Source organism: Rhodococcus sp. IEGM 1305 (genome assembly GCF_030058635.1).
GTDB classification, from domain to species: domain Bacteria; phylum Actinomycetota; class Actinomycetes; order Mycobacteriales; family Mycobacteriaceae; genus Rhodococcus_F; species Rhodococcus_F opacus_D.
Window position 1 is genome coordinate 1 of record NZ_JASHKX010000057.1, and the last position, 16,345, is coordinate 16,345.

A 16,345-nucleotide genomic window follows, 5' to 3' on the forward strand; every position below is an offset into this window, starting at 1 on the left:
GACAGCCGCGCGAGGTGCGCGACCTCGTCACGGGAGATGGCAGGCACCGCGGGGCCCCTTTCGGTTCGGACGTACACAAGTGGGTCCCAGCCTAGAGCGTGGCCCGATCAGCCGTGCAGCCAGCGCCGCAACCTGCCCGTCAGGAACGGCAGAACCACGAAGACCATCACCGGAGTCGTGACCACCGACGCCACCACGGTGCGCGTCACCACGTCCAGGGCCGAGAGCCGAGGAGTGACGTACAACGCGATGAGAAGTGAGATCGGGAAGAAACCGAGCCAGATGGTGACCGCCTGCTTCCACCGCGGCGGTGGCGGCGTGACCCGAACGGCGTGCGTGAGCGTCGACTGCGGTTCGAACCAGCCCTCCACCCCGGTCAGCCGGTGCGTGACCGTGTCCTGCGCGAGACCAGTTCCCCTGCCCACCCACACCTTCCTGGCGGGCGACGTCGTCCACGCGTCGAGAGTGTCCTCGTCCGCGAACCGGTACACCACGTGGTACTGCTCGGGGTCGGTCGCCGCGCGCAGCCATCCCCCGCCGAGGAACCCCGGGAACGTGCCCGCCATTGCCATCCCGGCGTCCGTCCAGCGCAGGAATTCCTGTTCCCGGCCCGCCGCCACCCGCCGCGAGACGGACGTCGTCACTCCCGTTGCCGTGATGTTCATGCACCCATGTTTGGGCTGTCGTGTTTCGCGGACGAGGCGAATCCGTATCGGCAGTGTCACGAATCGAGCGCGACCTGCACGTCCCCGTCCCGTCCCCGGCGAAGCCGCAGGGGGGACCGCATACTCGGGAACGAAAGTGCAAGGATGGTGAGCGACGGGGGTCGCAGGTACTCCCGCGTCTATCTCGTGGTGAAAGGGACGCACGTGTCGTATCTGCTTCGCGTCCAGCTCCCCGACCGTCCCGGTAGCCTCGGCTCTCTCGCCGTCGCCCTGGGCTCGGTGGGTGCTGACATTCTGTCGCTCGACGTGGTGGAACGGGGTGCCGGATTCGCCATCGACGACCTCGTGGTCGATGTCGAGCCGGGATCGCTCCCCGACACCCTCATCACGGCCGCCGAGAACCTGCCCGGCGTCACCGTCGACTCCATCCGGCCGTACGCCGGAATCCTCGACACCCACCGCGAGCTCGAGCTCATCGACCAGGTCGCCACCGCGGCGGACGATCGACTGCAGGTCCTCGTCGACGGGGCGCCGCGCGTGCTCCGGGTCGGCTGGTCCGTGGTCGCCGACCTCGGCCCGCACGGCGCATACCGTGTGGTCGGCAGCTCGGGAGCTCCCGAGACCCATGCCACCGAGATCCCGTGGATGCCGCTGGAGAAGCCCACCGCGCTCGACGGCGAGGGTGACTGGGTGCCGCAGGTGTGGCGCGACATGAACACCACACTCGCGGCGGCTCCCCTCGGGACCACCGGCCGTGTGCTGATGCTCGGCCGTCCCGGCGGCCCGGAGTTCCGTCCGTCCGAGATCGCCCGGCTGGGTTACCTCGCCGGCATCATCGCGACGGTTCTGAGCTGACCACCGTCCCGGGCCGGGAGGTCCGGGGGTGGTCGCCTCAGACGAGCTCGCGGACCAGGACGGTCAGCTCGACACCCGGCACGGGCGCCCAATTGCGTTCGGGCACAGGCACGAAACCGTTGCGGTCGTAGATGCGGCGGGCATCTTCCATGTCCGGCTGGGTGGACATCACGACCGCGCGGTCCCCGCGGTCGTACGCCGTGTCCAGGACGTGCCGCACGAGCGCCGACCCGACCCCGGAACCGCGGGCGTCGGGTGTCACGGCGAGCATCCGGAATTCGAGCTCACCCGGCTGCGCGACATCGGCGTACGGGGAGGCCGGATCCGCGATCGTGACAGAACCCACGATCTGGCCCTCCTTCACGGCCACCCGCACATCCGCCTTCTCCGCCCGCTCGGCGGTGTCGCGCAACCGGTTCGTGTACGGATCGTGCGCCTCCACGAATCCGCCGCCCACGTAGGCGATCACCGTGAGGTCACCGACGGCCTCGTAGTCGTCCGGCGTCGCATTCCGAATCTCGATCATGTCCAGAACTATGACAGGACTGCTCACGCCGCCCAAAATGCGAGCGTGAGGTTCCGATCACACCCCGGAATCCGCGACCGCGTCCGGACCACCCTCCAGCAGTCGGCGGAACCCGTCCTCGTCGAGGACCGGCACTCCGAGTTCGACGGCCTTGTCGTGCTTCGAGCCCGGCGATTCGCCGACCACCACGAATGCCGTCTTCTTCGACACCGAACCCGCGGCCTTACCACCTCGGACGAGGATCGCCTCCTTCGCCTGGTCGCGCGAGAACGTCTCCAGGGACCCCGTGACGACGATCGACAGTCCCTCGAGGTGGCGCGGAATCGATTCGTCGCGTTCGTCTTCCATGCGAACCCCGGCCGCGGACCACTTCTCCACGATCTGCAGGTGCCAGTCGACGCCGAACCACTCGGCGACAGCCGCGGCGATGGTGCCGCCGACCCCGTCCACCGCCGCGAGTTCCTCGACGGAGCTCTCCCGGATCCGCGCGAGCGACCCGAACTCACCGGCCAGCGCACGCGCCGCCGTGGGACCGACGTGGCGAATGGACAGCGCGACCAGCACCCTCCACAGCGGCTTGTCCTTGGCGGAATCGAGGTTGTCGAGCAACCGGCGGCCGTTGGCCGACAGGCCGCCGGCCTTGGTCCGGAAGAGCGACGTCTTGAGCAGATCGTCCTCGGTGAGCGAGAACAGGTCGCCCTCGTCGCCGATCGCCTTGGCTTCGAGCAGGCTCGTGGCGGCCTCGTAGCCGAGAACCTCGATGTCGAATGCGCCGCGGCCCGCCACGTGGAACACGCGTTCCCGGAGTTGCGCGGGGCAGTACTGCTGGTTGGGGCAGCGAATGTCCGCGTCGCCCTCCTTGGCGGGGGCCAGCGGTGTGTCGCACTCCGGGCAGTGGGTGGGCATCACGAACTCGTACTCGTCGCCCGTCCGGGCGTCGACCACGGGTCCGAGGACCTCGGGGATGACGTCGCCGGCCTTGCGCAGTACGACCGTGTCGCCGATGAGCACGCCCTTGCGTTTGACCTCGGACCCGTTGTGCAGGGTGGCGAGGGAGACCGTGGAGCCGGCGACCGTGACCGGTTCCATATAGGCGAACGGGGTGACCCGGCCGGTGCGACCGACGTTGACCCGGATGTCGAGGAGCTTGGTGGTGGCCTCTTCCGGCGGGTACTTGTAGGCGATCGCCCAGCGCGGCGCCCGCGACGTGGACCCCAGCCGGCGTTGCAGCGACGTCTCGTCGACCTTGACCACCAGACCGTCGATCTCGTGCTCCACGTCGTGCCGGTGCTCGCCCCAGTACTGCACCCTGTCCACGACGGCGTCCGCGCCCGTGACGCGGGCGGTGTGGGTCGACACCGGCAGGCCCCACGCCGCCAGAGCCGTGTACGCGTCGTACTGGGAGACCGGCTCGAATCCTTCGCTCCGGCCGAGTCCGTGGCAGATCATCCCGAGGCGCCTGCGGGCCGTGACGGCCGGATTCTTCTGCCGCAGCGACCCAGCCGCGGAATTTCGGGGATTCGCGAACGGCGCCTTGCCTTCCTCGACGAGCGCCGCGTTGAGTGCGGCGAAGTCCTCGAGCCGGAAGAACACCTCGCCGCGCACCTCCAGGAGTGCCGGGACCGGGTATTCGTCTGTGCCGGTGAGCTTTTCCGGAATGTCGTCGATGGTCCGCGCATTGAGCGTCACTTCTTCACCGGTCCGGCCGTCGCCGCGGGTGGCGGCCCGCACGAGTCGGCCGTTCTCGTAGACCAGGTTCAGCGCGACCCCGTCGATCTTCACCTCGCACAGATAGTGCAGGTCGGGCCCGGTCTCCTGCTCCACCCGGCTGATCCAGGTGCGCAGTTCGTCGGTGGCGAAGACGTTGTCGAGGCTGAGCATCCGCTCGAGATGATCGGCGGAGGCGAAGTCGGTGGCGAAACCGCCGCCGACGAGTTGTGTCGGCGAATCGGGCGTCCGCAGATCGGGGTACTGGTTTTCGAGGTCGTTCAGCTCGCCCAGCAGCACGTCGAACTCGCCGTCGGAGATGATGGGCGCGTCGCGGACGTAATAGCGGAACTGGTGCTGCCGCACTTCCTCGGCCAGCTCGTTCCAATGCTCCCGGACGTGTCCGGGGGCCGGTGTCGGGGCTTCGGTCGATTCACTCACTACCGAAGATTAACCGGTCCGGCCGACACCGAATGCCGGACTCAGAGTGATTCGGGGTCGTCGGTGAACGCGCTACTCACCTCGGCGCACAACTTCAGGGCGTCCCGGCTCCAGGACGCGTCGGCGCCCGCGAGCCCGCAGGCGGGCGTCACGGCGACCTGGGTCCGTAGCGTCGTGCGCGCGAACCCGAGCCGGTCGATCAGCGTCACCGCAGGTCGAGCCAGGTCGCGCCACGTGGCAGGCACGGTGGGAGCGGTGGTCGGGACGAGGCCCAGTGCGAGCTCCTTGCCCGCGTCGAGCAACTCGCCGATGCCGTCCAGGTCCGTCGACGCCAGCTGTGACACGTCCAGACCCACCGCGCGGGCACTGCTGCGCCGCAGAAGGTCGGTGGGCAGATCCGCGGAGCAGCAATGCACCATGGTCACCGCGCCGCAGCCGGCGAGGGCGGCCTCCAGCACGGCGAGAGCCTCCGGTTCCGGCATCGCCCGCACGGTCTCGAGCCGCGAGCGACCGGACAGTGTCCCCGCCAGCACGGCGGGCAGACGCGGCTCGTCGAACTGGACCAACACCTGCGCGCCGAGACGTCGGGTGACCTCCGCGGCGTGCCGCGCGAGCCCCTCGCCCAGCGATTCGGCGAAGTCGCGCACCGCACCGGGGTCGGTGAGCACGCGCCGGCCGGTGCCGAGTTCCACCTCGGCCGCCAGCGTGAGTGGGCCCACCGACTGCACCTTCACCACGTGGTCGGCGCCGACGAGGCCCGCACTCTCCCACGCCTCCTCGAGCGCATCGAGATCCTGGTTCAGGAGGTCGGTCGCCCGCTTGGCGACCGAGCCGCGACGCTGCACCACACGGTAAGCCGTCGTGGACACGTCCAGCTGCAGATCCACGAGCAGAGCGCTGGCGCGGCCGATCATGTCGGCGCCGAGCCCGCGGGCGGGCAACTCGACCAGGTGCGGGAGCCGGCCGAGTTCGCCGAGAACGATCGTGGCGGCTTCACGCGGATCGGTACCCGGCCACGAGCCGACGCCGGTGACGGCACCGGCCAGTGAGATATCCTGCGTCACTGCGTGTTCGGACGTGCGTCGGTACCCGAGATGGTTCCGCTGCCCAGCACGATGTCGCCTGCCGGATCGGTCCGGTACAGGACGACGGCCTGCCCCTTCGCGACACCGGTGAGCGGCTCCCGCAGGGAGATCGCGATGCCGCCGTCGACCGCTTCGGCGACGGCCTCGGCGAGACCGCCGTGGGCCCGGACCTGGACGGTGCACTCGACCGGTCCGACCGGCGTGCTCCCGGACGTCCACACGGCGCGGTCCGCCGTGATCGCGTGCACCTCGAGGTTGCGTGCGGAACCGACACGGACGGTGCCGGTGTCGGGTTCGATCGACGTCACGTACCGCGGTTGCCCGTCGGCTGCGGGACCCTGGACGCCGAGACCCTTCCGCTGACCGATCGTGAAACCGTGCACACCTTCGTGTTCCGCGAGCACCTCACCCGAATCGGCGTCGACCACACTGCCCGGGCGGACACCGATGCGGGCGCCGAGGAATGCGCGGGTGTCGCCGGACGGGATGAAGCAGATGTCGTGGCTGTCGGGCTTGTTCGCCACGGCGAGGCCGCGTTCGGCGGCCTCCTCCCGGATCCGGTCCTTCGGAGTGTCACCCACCGGGAACATCGCCCGCGACAGCTGCTCGGCGGTGAGCACACCGAGCACGTACGACTGATCCTTGTCCGCGTCGACGGCACGGCGCAGCACGCCGTTCTCGAGTTGCGCGTAATGGCCGGTGGCCACCGCGTCGAACCCGAGGGCGATCGCACGGTCCGCGAGCGCCGCGAACTTGATCTTCTCGTTGCACCGCAGGCACGGGTTGGGGGTCTCCCCCGCGGCATACGACGCCACGAAGTCGTCGATCACGTCTTCCTTGAAGCGGTCGGCGAAATCCCAGACGTAGAACGGGATTCCGAGCACGTCCGCGGCACGCCGGGCATCACCGGCGTCCTCCTTGGAGCAGCAGCCCCGGGATCCGGTCCGCAGCGTGCCCGGCTCGGCGGACAGCGCGAGATGCACGCCCACCACGTCGTGTCCGGCTGCGACCGCCCGTGCCGCCGCCACCGCGGAATCCACGCCGCCACTCATGGCCGCCAGTACTCGCATCAACGATCCCCTCCACGCGCTCCGACACCGGCGAGCCCGGCGGCGCGGGCCCGCTCCACAACTTGCGGCAGTGCCGCGATGACTGCATCCACGTCCGCCACCGTCGACGTGTGCCCGAACGAGAAGCGCAACGATCCCCGCGCGGTCGCGGAATCCACGCCCATCGCGGTCAGGACGTGGCTCGGACGAGCGACCCCGGCGGTACACGCCGAGCCCGTGGAACACTCGATCCCGGCGGCGTCGAGCAGCATCAGCAGTGAATCGCCCTCGCAGCCGGGGAACGTGAAGTGGGCGTTGCCCGGCAGTCGTGCGCTGCCCACCGGCCCGTTCAGCACGGCGTCGGGAAGGATCTCGCCGACGCGCTCGATCAGGCGGTCGCGCAGGACGGTCAGTTCCGTCGCGCGGGCGTCGAGGTCGGCGGTCGTGTCGCGCAGCGCCGCCGCCATACCGACGACACCCGCCGTGTCCGGGGTGCCCGAACGCAGGTCTCGTTCGTGGCCCCCGCCGTGCAGCAGCGGCACGCACGGCACCTGCCGTCCGAGCAGCAGCGCACCGACGCCCTGCGGTCCGCCGACCTTGTGCGCGGCGATGCTCAGCGCGGACAGCCCGCTCGCAGCGAAGTCCACGGGGATGTGCGTGACGGCCTGGACGGCGTCGCTGTGCATCGGCACACCGAACTCGGCCGCCACGGCGGCGAGTTCGGTGATCGGCATGATCGTGCCGACCTCGTTGTTGGCCCACATGATCGTGACCAGGGCCGTCTCGTCCGCGTGGACGGCGAGTTCGTCGCGCAGCGCCTGCGGGGACACCCGGCCCAGTTCGTCGACGGGCAGCCACGTGACCTGGGCACCCTCGTGCTTCTCGAGCCACTCCACCGCGTCGAGAACCGCATGGTGCTCCACGGAACTGGCGAGAATCCGCACCCGGCCGGGGTCGGCGTCGCGCCGGGCCCAGAAGATGCCCTTGACGGCGAGGTTGTCGCTCTCGGTGCCACCGGAGGTGAAGATGACCTCGGACGGCCTGGCACCGAGGTCGGCGGCGATGGACTCGCGGGCCTCCTCGATGCGACGGCGGGCGGCGCGCCCGGAACCGTGCAGCGAGGACGCATTGCCCACGGTCCTGAAGATGTCGGTCATCGCCCGGACGGCCGCGGGCACCATGGGAGTGGTGGCTGCGTGGTCCAGGTAGACGGGGTGATCGGCACTGCGGGCAGAGGTCATGACGTGACCAGGATAGCTCAGGCGACGAGACGCTCCGCCGCCTCGATGCCCGCGGCCGCCGTCCCGGCCCCACCCTGCAGCGGATCGAGGATGTCGTGCGCTGCGAGATCGATCCGTTCGTCGCCCCGCGCGGCGCGCTCGCACCGGGCAGCCAGATCGCGGCGGCACTCCCCCGGATACTCGATCGGCGCCAGCCGCACCTCCGCGGTGAGCCCCTTCTGTCGGATGATGCGCCGGATCGACTGACCGATCGTCTCCTCGCCCACGAAACACGGCCCGGTCGTCAGCTCCCCGCCCCGGCCGGTGTACCGCAGCGAAATCGGCTGAACCGGGCATTCCGCGTCGATCGCCGCCTGGAACAGCGCGGGCCGGAACCCGCCGTACGCCCGTCCGCACCACGTGGTGCCCTCCGGGAACGCCACGACTCGTTCGCCGGCGCGCAGCCTGCCCGCCGTCGTCGCCACCGTCGCCGGGAGCGCCCGCAGGCTCTGCCGCTCGATCGGAACCACCCTCATCCGCCGCGCGAGCGACCCCAGCACCGGCCAGTCCAGCAGATCCCCGCGGGCGACGAAGTTCGCCGGCGCGAGCGCGCTGAGCACCAGCACGTCGGTCCACGACACGTGGCCGGCCACCACCAGGATCCCGCCGGTGTGGCGCCGCTTTCCGCGATGATCGACGACGAGGAGGTGAATTCCCATGCAGCGCAACAGGATCGCCGCGTACCGCCTCTGCAGACCTGTTCGCCACGACCGGGGCAGCAACCATCCCGCGGTCAGGAGCGGCGCGGTCGCCAGGGCCGACACCACGAGGCACCACCGAACGACCACGGTCGGCATCGACACCCCGTTCGCCTCCGCGGGCAGACACCCCGCGCCGCACGGACTCGACGGCATCCACGAGTGAACGGTCACCTCGGTCGGCTCGGACAAGGCCGTGCTCATGCCTGTGCCCCCGCCTCGAGAGTGGCCGACGCCGACCGCAGGCGTTCGAGGTACCGCTCGTTGGCGCCGTGCAGTCCCTGCAGGGCGACGAAATCGGCCACACCGAACTCCGGATCGTGCGCGGGCTCACCGCACACCCTGGCCCCGAGGCGCAGGTAGCCCCGGAGCAGCGGCGGCAGGGTCGGGCGGGCGGGCGGCGCGATCTCGTCGAGCGACCGCCCGTCGACGCGCACCGGGTTCCTGGGCACGGCCCGCGCGGCCGGGTCGTTGCCGTACTTGCGGAGCAGCAGGTCGCGCACCCCGCGGACGTTGGAACCGGCCACCGCGTCCGGATGCTCCCGCATCGGCACGGAGACACATCCCATGACCCACTCGTATCCGGTGAGCTGCAGGTAGTGGAGGATGCCTGCCCACATCAGGCTCAGCACCGAACCGGAGCGGTGGTCGGGGTCGACGCACGCCCGGCCCATCTCGACGATGCGGTTGCCGACGGGGTCCAGAGCGGAGATGTCGAATTCGGTGGCGGTGTAATAGCCGCCGGCCTGGGCGGCGGCGTCGGGCGGGAGCATGCGGTAGCAGCCGACGAACTCGCCGGTCGCCTCGTGGCGGACGAGGAGGTGGTCGCAGAAGTCGTCGAACCGGTCGGCGTCGAGGGCGTCCGCGTGCGCGGGGACGGAGAATCCGGGTTCGGAGGCGAACACGCGGTAGCGCAGCCTTTGGGCCGCAACGCGGTGTTCACGGTCGGACGAGACGACCAGGGAGTATCGGGGCGCGGTTACAACAGAATCGGCGGTCTCACTCGGTGCGCGGAGAACTGACGAAGTTGTCATGGCGCAGGTTTACCGAGCAGGGGCGGCGTGAGGGCATCGCCCGGGTGTCGTGTCGATGCAGCCCGGATGAACGACGGAAGATACGACGGCGGCCCCGCTCCCTGGAAGGGAACGGGGCCGCCGTCGGCCGAAAATCAGCCCTTGTGGGCCTTGACAGCCTCGGTGAGCTGCGGAGCGACGTTGAACAGGTCGCCGACGATGCCGTAGTCCGCGATCTCGAAGATCGGGGCTTCCTCGTCCTTGTTCACGGCGACGATGGTCTTCGACGTCTGCATACCGGCGCGGTGCTGGATCGCACCGGAGATGCCGAGCGCGATGTACAGCTGCGGGGAGACCGTCTTACCGGTCTGACCGACCTGGAACTGTCCCGGGTAGTAGCCCGAGTCGACCGCGGCACGCGAGGCACCGACAGCGGCACCCAGCGAGTCGGCGAGTTCCTCGACGACGGTGAACTTGTCGGCGCTGCCGACACCGCGGCCACCGGAGACGACGACGGTCGCCTCGGTGAGCTCGGGGCGGTCGCCACCGACGATCGGATCACGCGAGGTGATCTTGACGGCGCCCTCTTCCTGGGCCGGGACCTCGACGGAGACCTTCTCGCCTGCGCCCGCTTCGGGCTTCGCCTCGATGGCACCCGGGCGGACCGAGATGACCGGGACGTCGCCGTTGGCCTTGGCGTCGACGGTGAACGCGCCACCGAAGATGGAGTGCACGGCACTGCCGTCGGACTTCACGTCGACGACGTCGACGAGCAGGCCGGAGCCGATGCGGGCAGCAAGACGTCCGGAGACCTCCTTGCCCTCGACGCTGGCGGCGGTGATGACCGCAGCCGGCGCGGCCGACTCGACGAGCGACGCGAGCACGTCGACCTTCGGGGTGACCAGGTAGCCGTCGATGTCGTCCGACTCGGCGACGTAGATCTTGGCCGCGCCCGCGGCGGTGAGGCCCTCGGCCAGCTTGTCGGCGGTGCCGGCGGGACCGGTGACCACTGCGGCCGGCTCACCGAGCGCGCGAGCGGCGGTGATGAGTTCGGTGCTGACCTTCTTCAGCGCACCCTCTGCGTGCTCGACGAGCACCAGTACTTCTGCCATGTCTAACTCTCCCTGTATGTGTCTGCTGGTCTGTAGAGGGGCGCGATCAGATGATCTTCTGGCCCACGAGGTAGGCAGCGATCTTGCTGCCGCCGTCGCCCTCGTCGACGATGCGCTCACCAGCGGTACGCGGGGGCTTAGGGGTGGAGGCGGTGACGGTGGTGCCCGCGTTGGCGACACCGACGGTCTCCGGGTCGACACCGAGGTCGGCCAGCGTGTAGACGAGAACTTCCTTCTTCTTCGCGGCCATGATGCCCTTGAAGGAGGGGAAGCGGGGCTCGTTGATCTTCTCGGTGACGCTGACGATGGCCGGCAGGCTCGCCTCGAGGCCGAAGACGCCCTCGTCGGTCTCACGCTCTCCGGTGACGGTGCCGTCGGCGACCGTGAGCTTGCGCAGCTGCGTGAGCTGCGGGATGCCCAGGTACTCGGCGATGATGGCCGGAACGGCGCCGACGCGGCCGTCGGTGGCCTCGTTACCGGCGATGATCAGGTCGGCAGGCTCTTCGTTCTCGAACGTGATCTGTCCCAGCGCCGCGGCCAGGGTCCATGCGGTCTGCACCGCGTCGGAGCCGTGGAGGGCCGGGTCGTTGATGTGCACTGCCTTGTCGGCACCCATGGAGAGGGCCTTGCGGATGGCGTCGGTGGCGCGGTCCGGACCTGCGGAGAGGACGGTCACCTCGCCGCCCTGAGCCTCCTTGATCAGGAGCGCTTCCTCGACGGCGCGCTCGTTGATCTCGTCGAGCACTGCATCGGCGGCCTCGCGGTCAAGCGTGTAGTCACCGTCGGTCAGCTTGCGCTCGGACCACGTGTCGGGGACCTGCTTGATCAAAACAACAATGTTCGTCATGGGTCTTCGTCGACCTCCTGTGTGTTCTTGCGTGGTTATCGCGAGTTGCTCCGCATGGGCCGAGCTCTCGTTGTCGATATTTCGTCGCACGATGGCTCTGCGACAGATTACCCCACGTTAAGTTACCCGTCGGTAACTTGCGTGAAAGTCTCGTTCACCATAACGGCCGAAAGTGCATTTCATCCCTGTGATGTAGACCACCTGGACGAGCGACCTTGCCGGTGGCACTAACCTCGCAGCGGTGAGCGAATCATTTGTCGGCGACCGCGAGGACGCACCGCTGCCCCCGCTCGGTCACGAGCAATTGCCATCGACCGGAGACGAGCAACTGCCCCTCACGGGCGAGCGGACCGTGCCCGGGATCCCCGAGGAGAACTACTGGTTCCGGCGTCACGAGGTGGTCTACCGCGACCTCCTCCCCCGCTGCGCGGGACGCCGGGTACTCGAGGCCGGATCCGGAGAAGGCTACGGCGCCAACATGATTGCCGATGTGGCACGGACCGTCACCGGACTCGACTACGACATCTCCGCGGTCGAGCACGTGCGTGCGCGGTACCCCCGCGTCGAGATGCTGCACGGCAATCTCGCGGAGCTTCCCCTCGGCGACGAATCCGTCGACACCGTCGTCAATTTCCAGGTGATCGAACACCTCTGGGACCAGGCCCAATTCCTGCGCGAGTGCTTCCGGGTTCTGACGCCCGGCGGGGAACTGCTCGTCAGCACCCCCAACCGCATCACGTTCTCGCCGGGCCGCGACACACCCCTCAATCCGTTCCACACGCGTGAACTCGACGCGGCCGAGTTGACCGAGCTCCTGGAAGAGGCCGGCTTCAGGGTCGCCCTCATGACCGGCGTCCATCACGGCGACCGGCTGAAATCCCTCGACGCGAAGCACGGCGGCTCGTTCATCGGCGCGCAGATCGACCGCGCACTCGCCGGCGAACCCTGGCCCGACGAACTGACCCGCGACGTCGAGGGCATCACCGTCGACGATTTCGCCCTGCACGAGGGCGACATCGACGACAGCCTCGACCTGGTGGCCGTCGCGGTGAAGGATCCTGTTCGGTGACCGAATCCGACAACCGCACCGGAGCGGGCGACGCGACGGAACCGGGCATGTTCTGCCTGGTCCTGCACTCCCACCTGCCCTGGCTCGCCAACCACGGCCGGTGGCCGGTGGGCGAGGAGTGGCTGTACCAGTCGTGGGCGGCGTCGTACCTCCCTCTCACCGCGATGTTGCGGCGGCTGTCCGACGAGGGTCGCTCGCATCTACTGACCCTCGGCATCACCCCCGTTCTCGCAGCTCAGCTCGATGATCCGCACAGTCTGGCGGGAATGCACCACTGGCTCGGGAACTGGCAGATCCGCGCGCACGAGGCGGCAGGAATGCCCGACGACGCGCACCGCGATCTCGGTGCCCGCGAGCACCGCGCGTCCGCCGCCGCACTCGCCGACTTCGAGCTGCGCTGGCGGCACGGCGGCTCACCGGTCCTGCGCGACCTTCTCGATCGCGAGGCGTTCGAACTGCTCGGCGGGCCGCTGGCCCACCCGTTCCAGCCGCTGCTCGACCCGCGGTTGCGTGCCTTCTCCCTCCGCGAGGGGCTCGCCGACGCCGCCGCACGGTGGAACTGCACACCGACAGGTATCTGGGGGCCCGAATGCGGGTACACCCCCGGCATGGAGACCGGATACGCCGCGGCGGGCGTCACTCATTTCATGGTCGACGGCCCCGCCCTGCGCGGCGACACGTCGCTCGGCAGGCCGGTCCGTGAGTCCGATGTGGTCGCGTTCGGACGCGACCTGCAGGTGAGTTACCGGGTGTGGTCGCCCAAGTCGGGCTATCCCGGGCACGGCGCCTACCGCGATTTCCACACATACGACCACGCCACGGGCCTCAAACCGGCCCGCGTCACCGGCCGCACCGTCGACTCGGCCGACAAGGCGCCGTACGACCCGGCTCTCGCGACGGCCGCGGTCGATCGGCACGCGGCCGACTTCGTCGCCACCGTCCGCACGCGGCTGCGCGACGAGTCCGAGCGCATCGGACGGCCCGCGCTCGTCGTCGCCGCGTTCGACACCGAATTGTTCGGGCACTGGTGGCACGAGGGCCCCGAGTGGCTCGAGAAGGTGCTGCGCGCGCTACCCGAGGCCGGAATTCGGGTCGGCACCCTCGACGACGCCCGCAGGCAGGGTTACGTCGGCGAACCCGTCCAGCTCGAGAACTCGTCGTGGGGGTCCGGCAAGGATTGGCGGGTGTGGGCCGGCGATCAGGTCTCGGACCTGGTGCAACTCAACTTCGAGGTGGTTGCGACCGCCCTCGACACCGTGGACAAGACCCACGACGCCGACACCGCCCCCGGACGCCCCGCGCTCCGGAACCGCGTGAACGATCAGATCCTGCGGGAGGCACTCATGACGGTGTCGAGCGACTGGGCGTTCATGGTCAGTAAGGATTCGGCCGCCGGATATGCCCGCGACCGGGCACACAAGCACGCACACGCCACCCGCGAGATCGCCGCCGCGGTCTCCGCGGGCAAGGACGCGGCCGCGAACCGGCTCGCAGAGGGATGGAACCGCGCCGACGGCCTGTTCCCCGGGCTCGACGCGCGGCGGCTGCCCGGCAGGGACACCCGGCTGACGGGCACCGAGGGAGGGGCGTCGTGAAGATCCTGATCGTGTCGTGGGAGTACCCACCCGTCGTGGTCGGCGGTCTCGGCCGCCACGTCCACCACCTGGCCACCGAACTCGCGGCGGCCGGACACGAAGTGGTGGTGCTGTCGCGGCGGCCGTCGGGCACCGACGCCTCCACCCATCCCACTGTCACCCACATCGAGGGCGGCGTCCTGGTGGTCGCCGTCGCCGAGGACCCCGCGCACTTCGTCTTCGGCGAGGACATGCTGGCGTGGACACTCGCGATGGGGCACGCGATGGTGCGAGCCGGTGTCGCCCTCCACAAACCGGGGGTCGGGGAGGGCTGGCAGCCGGACGTGGTGCACGCACACGACTGGCTCGTGGCGCATCCGGCCATCGCGTTGGCCGAATTCTACGACGTCCCTTTGGTTTCCACGCTCCACGCCACCGAGGCCGGGCGGCACAGCGGCTGGGTGTCCGGCCGGATCAACCGCCAGGTGCATTCGGTGGAATGGTGGCTGGCCAACGAATCCGATGCGCTCATCACCTGTTCCGCGTCGATGCAGGACGAAGTGACTACCCTCTACGGTCCGCAGCTCCCGCCGATCACGGTGATCCGCAACGGAATCGACCTCACCACCTGGAGCTTCCGCGAGCGCGCGCCGCGGTCCGGACCGCCGAAACTACTGTTCGTCGGCCGCCTCGAATACGAGAAGGGTGTGCAGGACGCCATCGCCGCGCTCCCCCGCATCCGCCGCAGCCACCCCGGGACCACGCTGTCGATCGCCGGTGAGGGCACCCAGTTCACCTGGCTCTACCAGCAGGCCCGCACCCATCGCGTCGCCCGTGCCGTGAACTTCCTCGGCAACCTCGACCACATCGAACTGCTCGGGTGGCTGCACGGCGCCGACGCCATCGTCCTGCCCAGCCGGTACGAGCCGTTCGGGATCATCGCACTCGAGGCCGCCGCCTCCGGCACCCCGCTCGTGGCGTCCACCGCCGGCGGCCTCGGTGAAGCGGTCGTCGACGGCGAGACCGGCATGTCGTTCCAGCCGGGCGACGTCGCCGGGCTCACGTCCGCGGTCCGGGAGGTCCTCGACGACCCCGCCGGCGCCCAGCAGCGCGCGGTGGCCGCCCGCAACCGTCTCACCGCGGATTTCGACTGGCACAAGGTGGCCGAGGACACCGTCCACGTCTACGCGGGCGCCAAGCGTCGCGTGCGGCATCCGTTGGCGAGGCCGGAGATTCCCGAGCGTCCGCTGCCCGGTCGCTGACGTGGCCCTCAGTCCGTGCGGGCCCACCGGATCCGGATCGGCCCCCGTGCCGATCGCGGATCCACCACGGCACCTTTCCGGGTGACCTCGACCTCCCCGGCGTCGGCCAGGCGCCGGGCGGCCTCCCGCACCGGTTCCATCAGGGGCCGCCAGTCGTCCGGGGCGACGGCGCGCGCGACGTCCGACGGGCAGATGCTCGCACTGTCGGCTCGGGCATCGAGGAGCGCCCGGATGCGCTCCTCGAGTTCCCTGTCCGACACGGCCATGACGCCGACTATGCCACCGCGGCGGTCAGTTCTCCTGCGCCGCCTTCTTCCGGGCGATGTCCTCGAGGGCGGCGATGTACTTCGCGCGTTCGGACGCGCCCGCCTCCCACTCGGCCTTGCGGTTCTTCACGGCCTTGGCCGGCGAACCGACGGCGATGCTGAAGTCCGGGATGTCACCCTTCACGACGGCATGCGCGCCGAGGACACAGCCTCGCCCCACCCGCGTGTTGCGGAGAACCGTGACCTTGGCCGCCACCCACGTGTCGGGTCCGATGCGGACCGGGCCCTTCACGATGCCCTGATCCTTGATCGGAACGTTCACGTCGTCCATGCGGTGATCGAAGTCGGTGATGTAGCACCAGTCCGCCACGAGCGTCGACGCGCCGATCTCGATGTCGAGGTACGTGTTGACGACGTTGTCCTTGCCGAAGACCACCTTGTCGCCGATGCGCAGCGAACCCTCGTGGCAGCGGATCGCATTGCCGTCGCCGATGTGTACCCAGCGGCCGATCTCGAGCCGCGACAGGTCGGGGGTCGAATGGATCTCCACCCGCTTGCCGAGGAACACCATGCCACGCAGGATCACGTGCGGGTTGGCCAGCTTGAACTTCGCGAGCCGGTAGTACCGCACCAGGTACCACGGCGTGTACGCCTTGTTCGCCAGCACCCAGCGCAGCGAGTCGCGTGTCAGGAAGCGGGCCTGCTCGCTGTCGCTCCGCCGGGATCCTCGCCACCTCGTACGCAACGGTGCGCCCCACATGCTCGTCATAGCCTGTCAGCCTACGTTCACGGCTCGCGCCCTCGTTCGGGTGTGTCCGGACTCCGACACCCGCATCGGGGTGTGCCGATCGGTGCAGCCTCGGCGGGATAGTCTCTGGGCCGAGCGTTATCGAAGA

At 69.5% G+C, this 16,345-nt stretch carries 16 protein-coding genes; 4 read left to right on the forward strand and 12 right to left on the reverse strand.

Annotation, left to right across the window (positions count from 1 at the left end; translation table 11 throughout):
* Positions 1-107: 107 nt before the first annotated feature.
* Complete coding sequence (locus QM693_RS35790; RefSeq protein WP_283354668.1) at positions 108-665, reverse strand: antibiotic biosynthesis monooxygenase; 558 nt, start codon at positions 663-665, stop codon at positions 108-110.
* 204 nt (positions 666-869) lie between these two features.
* Here QM693_RS35790 and QM693_RS35795 point away from each other — a divergent pair, with 204 nt between their 5' ends.
* Positions 870-1,520 carry an ACT domain-containing protein gene (locus tag QM693_RS35795; protein WP_025432327.1) on the forward strand — a complete coding sequence of 217 codons (651 nt, stop codon included), beginning with the start codon at positions 870-872 and terminating at the stop codon, positions 1,518-1,520.
* Positions 1,521-1,557: 37 nt separating this feature from the next.
* Here the strand turns inward: QM693_RS35795 and QM693_RS35800 are convergent, their stop codons facing one another.
* From QM693_RS35800 to QM693_RS35840, 9 genes are all read right to left on the reverse strand, one after another.
* Positions 1,558-2,046: a GNAT family N-acetyltransferase gene (locus QM693_RS35800; RefSeq protein WP_011598364.1), complete on the reverse strand. Its 489-nt coding sequence runs from the start codon at positions 2,044-2,046 to the stop codon at positions 1,558-1,560.
* 57 nt (positions 2,047-2,103) lie between these two features.
* Positions 2,104-4,194, reverse strand: a complete 2,091-nt coding sequence (gene ligA / locus QM693_RS35805) for an NAD-dependent DNA ligase LigA (RefSeq protein WP_283334829.1) — start codon at positions 4,192-4,194, stop codon at positions 2,104-2,106.
* Between the two features lie 41 nt (positions 4,195-4,235).
* A complete protein-coding gene (locus tag QM693_RS35810) occupies positions 4,236-5,258 on the reverse strand; it encodes a methionine synthase (protein WP_280781715.1) in 1,023 nt (340 codons plus the stop codon).
* Positions 5,255-6,349 carry a tRNA 2-thiouridine(34) synthase MnmA gene (mnmA, locus tag QM693_RS35815; RefSeq protein ID WP_016883114.1) on the reverse strand — a complete coding sequence of 365 codons (1,095 nt, stop codon included), beginning with the start codon at positions 6,347-6,349 and terminating at the stop codon, positions 5,255-5,257. The genes QM693_RS35810 and mnmA overlap by 4 nt, the downstream gene beginning before the upstream one ends.
* Entirely contained in the window at positions 6,349-7,569 is a 1,221-nt protein-coding gene (locus QM693_RS35820) for a cysteine desulfurase family protein (protein ID WP_283334830.1), read from the reverse strand. The genes mnmA and QM693_RS35820 overlap by 1 nt, the downstream gene beginning before the upstream one ends.
* Before the next feature lie 17 nt (positions 7,570-7,586).
* On the reverse strand, positions 7,587-8,510 hold the full coding sequence (locus QM693_RS35825) for a lysophospholipid acyltransferase family protein (RefSeq protein WP_283354669.1): 924 nt from the start codon (positions 8,508-8,510) through the stop codon (positions 7,587-7,589).
* A complete protein-coding gene (locus tag QM693_RS35830) occupies positions 8,507-9,340 on the reverse strand; it encodes a GNAT family N-acetyltransferase (RefSeq protein WP_283354670.1) in 834 nt (277 codons plus the stop codon). Before QM693_RS35830 ends, QM693_RS35825 begins: the two co-directional genes overlap by 4 nt.
* A 134-nt stretch (positions 9,341-9,474) precedes the next feature.
* The gene (locus QM693_RS35835; protein WP_280781711.1) at positions 9,475-10,431 is read right to left on the reverse strand and encodes an electron transfer flavoprotein subunit alpha/FixB family protein; all 957 of its coding nucleotides are present in this window, start codon (positions 10,429-10,431) and stop codon (positions 9,475-9,477) included.
* 46 nt (positions 10,432-10,477) lie between these two features.
* A complete protein-coding gene (locus tag QM693_RS35840) occupies positions 10,478-11,278 on the reverse strand; it encodes an electron transfer flavoprotein subunit beta/FixA family protein (protein WP_005259535.1) in 801 nt (266 codons plus the stop codon).
* Between the two features lie 241 nt (positions 11,279-11,519).
* Here QM693_RS35840 and QM693_RS35845 point away from each other — a divergent pair, with 241 nt between their 5' ends.
* The 3 genes from QM693_RS35845 to QM693_RS35855 are packed head-to-tail and all read left to right on the forward strand — an operon-like array spanning position 11,520 to position 15,183.
* Positions 11,520-12,347 carry a class I SAM-dependent methyltransferase gene (locus QM693_RS35845; protein ID WP_283354671.1) on the forward strand — a complete coding sequence of 276 codons (828 nt, stop codon included), beginning with the start codon at positions 11,520-11,522 and terminating at the stop codon, positions 12,345-12,347.
* On the forward strand, positions 12,344-13,942 hold the full coding sequence (locus QM693_RS35850) for a 1,4-alpha-glucan branching protein domain-containing protein (protein ID WP_283334834.1): 1,599 nt from the start codon (positions 12,344-12,346) through the stop codon (positions 13,940-13,942). Before QM693_RS35845 ends, QM693_RS35850 begins: the two co-directional genes overlap by 4 nt.
* The gene (locus tag QM693_RS35855; protein ID WP_283354672.1) at positions 13,939-15,183 is read left to right on the forward strand and encodes a glycosyltransferase family 4 protein; all 1,245 of its coding nucleotides are present in this window, start codon (positions 13,939-13,941) and stop codon (positions 15,181-15,183) included. The genes QM693_RS35850 and QM693_RS35855 overlap by 4 nt, the downstream gene beginning before the upstream one ends.
* 8 nt (positions 15,184-15,191) lie before the next feature.
* Here QM693_RS35855 and QM693_RS35860 read toward each other — a convergent pair whose 3' ends face one another.
* Both QM693_RS35860 and QM693_RS35865 read right to left on the reverse strand, forming a co-directional pair.
* Positions 15,192-15,449, reverse strand: coding sequence for a DUF3253 domain-containing protein (locus tag QM693_RS35860; protein WP_283354673.1), 258 nt, complete (start codon positions 15,447-15,449; stop codon positions 15,192-15,194).
* 25 nt (positions 15,450-15,474) lie between these two features.
* Positions 15,475-16,218, reverse strand: coding sequence for an acyltransferase (locus QM693_RS35865; protein WP_009479650.1), 744 nt, complete (start codon positions 16,216-16,218; stop codon positions 15,475-15,477).
* Positions 16,219-16,345 lie beyond the last annotated feature (127 nt).

Excerpts from the sequence above, each read along its gene's own strand:
- QM693_RS35820 (WP_283334830.1), bottom strand. The coding sequence starts at position 7,569 with ATGACCTCTGCCCGCAGTGCCGATCACCCCGTCTACCTGGACCACGCA.
- QM693_RS35840 (WP_005259535.1), bottom strand. The coding sequence starts at position 11,278 with ATGACGAACATTGTTGTTTTGATCAAGCAGGTCCCCGACACGTGGTCC.
- QM693_RS35825 (WP_283354669.1), bottom strand. The coding sequence starts at position 8,510 with ATGAGCACGGCCTTGTCCGAGCCGACCGAGGTGACCGTTCACTCGTGG.
- QM693_RS35860 (WP_283354673.1), bottom strand. The coding sequence starts at position 15,449 with ATGGCCGTGTCGGACAGGGAACTCGAGGAGCGCATCCGGGCGCTCCTC.
- QM693_RS35790 (WP_283354668.1), bottom strand. The coding sequence starts at position 665 with ATGAACATCACGGCAACGGGAGTGACGACGTCCGTCTCGCGGCGGGTG.
- QM693_RS35835 (WP_280781711.1), bottom strand. The coding sequence starts at position 10,431 with ATGGCAGAAGTACTGGTGCTCGTCGAGCACGCAGAGGGTGCGCTGAAG.
- QM693_RS35830 (WP_283354670.1), bottom strand. The coding sequence starts at position 9,340 with ATGACAACTTCGTCAGTTCTCCGCGCACCGAGTGAGACCGCCGATTCT.
- QM693_RS35865 (WP_009479650.1), bottom strand. The coding sequence starts at position 16,218 with ATGACGAGCATGTGGGGCGCACCGTTGCGTACGAGGTGGCGAGGATCC.
- mnmA (WP_016883114.1), bottom strand. The coding sequence starts at position 6,349 with ATGCGAGTACTGGCGGCCATGAGTGGCGGCGTGGATTCCGCGGTGGCG.
- QM693_RS35800 (WP_011598364.1), bottom strand. The coding sequence starts at position 2,046 with ATGATCGAGATTCGGAATGCGACGCCGGACGACTACGAGGCCGTCGGT.